This window comes from Kineococcus siccus (assembly GCF_009906795.1).
Classification (GTDB): domain Bacteria; phylum Actinomycetota; class Actinomycetes; order Actinomycetales; family Kineococcaceae; genus Kineococcus; species Kineococcus siccus.
On the sequence record NZ_JAAALN010000363.1, the window covers coordinates 1 to 2,044 of the forward strand.

A 2,044-nucleotide genomic window follows, 5' to 3' on the forward strand; every position below is an offset into this window, starting at 1 on the left:
CGGGTGCTTCTTGTTCACGACGACCCAGGGGCTCGCGCCGCCCGCGCACTCCACGACCGACGCCGCGAGCCCCTGGGTCGTCGTGAACAAGAAGCACCCGATCGTGCCCACCGACTACGTCCCCGCGTCGCTGGCGACGGTGGGCGGCAAGCCGGTCGCGAGCGTCGTGGTCCCGGACCTCACGGCGCTGCTGGCCGCGTCCCGCGCCGACGGGGTCGGGGTCACCCTCACCAGCGGCTACCGCTCGCTCGGCCACCAGCGCGCGGTCCACGACGACGCGGTGCGGCGCGACGGCCCCGCCACCGCCGAGAGCCTGTCCGCGCGGCCCGGTTACAGCGAGCACCAGACGGGGCTGGCCATCGACTTCGGCAGCAGCGCCCAGCCGGAGTGCGCCGTCCAGGACTGCTACCAGGACACCCCGGAGGCGCGCTGGCTGGCGCAGCACGCGGGGACCTTCGGCTTCCTGCTGCGCTACACGGCCGCCCACTCCGCGGTGACGGGGTACGCGCCGGAGTCCTGGCACTACCGCTGGGTCGGCGTCGACCTGCTGCAGCAGATGGCCGACCGGGGCGTGGCGACCCTGGAGGAGTTCTTCGGCGTACCCGGCGGCCCCGAGTACGCCTGACGCGCCACCACCCGCGAGGACGCGAGTTCCGCCGAGTTCCTTGACAACCCGCCGGTCGGCGAGCAAGCTCTCAGCAGATCGAGTACAACGTTGTACCCCCCCGCACCTCCCACCGACTCGACACCGTCGTCGACACACCGCCGACGCCCCGGGCGACTGAAGGGCTCAACCCCATGAAGCGATCCATCGCCGCCGCCACCATGCTGGGAGTCGCCGCCGCGCTGCTCACCGGCTGCTCCTCCTCGTCCTCGCCGGAGAGCGGGGACGGGCCCGTGAAGCTCACGTTCTGGCACGGCTACACGGCCGCCGACGGCGAGGAGCTGAACCGCATCGTCCAGGAGTTCAACGCCTCGCAGACCGAGGTGGCGGTCGAGCCGCAGGTGAAGACCTGGGCCGTCATCCAGAGCTCGCTCCTGCCCGCGCTGGCGGCGGAGGAGGGCCCGCAGCTGGTCGCGCTCCCCGCCGAGCAGCTGCCCGTCTACGCGGGCAAGGGCGCCCTCGCCGACCTCGACGACTACTACGGCTCGAGCGAGGCCGCGGCGAAGGTGAACCCCGCGGCCGTCGAGCTCTCGGTCGTCGAGGGCAAGAAGTACGGCGTGCCCACGGGGTTCGTGCCCCTGTCGGTCATCTACGACAAGCAGAAGTTCGCGGCGGCGGGGATCACGACGTTCCCGACCACGTGGGACGAGTGGCTGGACGCGGCCAAGAAGCTCACCGTGGACGAGAACGGTGACGGCACCCCGGAGCAGTACGGGCTCGCGCTCCCGGACCACCAGACCGTCGCGAACGGCGTGTGGGCCAGCCTCTTCGCCGGTGGTGGCGGGGCGATCGCCGACGGCAGCACGGCCGTGCTGGACTCCCCGGAGAACCGCGCGACCCTCGAGTACTGGAGCCGCGCGGTGATCGGCGACCGCATCTCCCCGACCGGGCTCGACGGCATCGAGGCCGACGAGCTGTTCAGCGCAGGCAAGGCCGCGATGGAGGTCGGCGGCCCCTGGATGGCCGGCGTCGCCACGGAGGCCGGGATCGACTACGGCCTCGCCCCGATCCCCGCCGGGCCGGCCGCGCAGACCGCGTCCGCGATCGGCGTCTCGATGGGCGTCACGGCGCAGGCCGACGCCCCCGAGAAGGCGGCCGCGGAGACGTTCTTCGACTACTTCTTCAGCACCGACGTCGCGACGGACTGGTCGCTCGCGTCCGGCTGGCCGCCCCTGCGCACCGACGTCCCCGCCTCCGCCGTGGCCGGGAACCCCGTCGTCTCCGCGCTGACCGCCATGGCCCCCTCCGCCCAGCCGCTGCTGCCGGGCGTCGTCAACAGCACCGACGTCCTCGCCGCCGTCGACGAGGCGACCCAGAAGGCCCTCGCGGGTGAGGACCCGGCCGCGGCGCTCGCCGCCGCGCAGCCGAAGGTCCAGGCCG

At 73.3% G+C, this 2,044-nt stretch carries 2 protein-coding genes; both read left to right on the forward strand.

Translation table 11 applies throughout. The features are described 5' to 3' along the window. A partial coding sequence (locus GTR02_RS21420; RefSeq protein ID WP_205709782.1) for a M15 family metallopeptidase occupies nt 1-625 on the forward strand: 625 nt, incomplete at its 5' end. Between the two features lie 173 nt (nt 626-798). Beyond that, on the forward strand, nt 799-2,044 hold a 1,246-nt coding region (locus GTR02_RS21425), incomplete at its 3' end, for an extracellular solute-binding protein (RefSeq protein WP_166609492.1).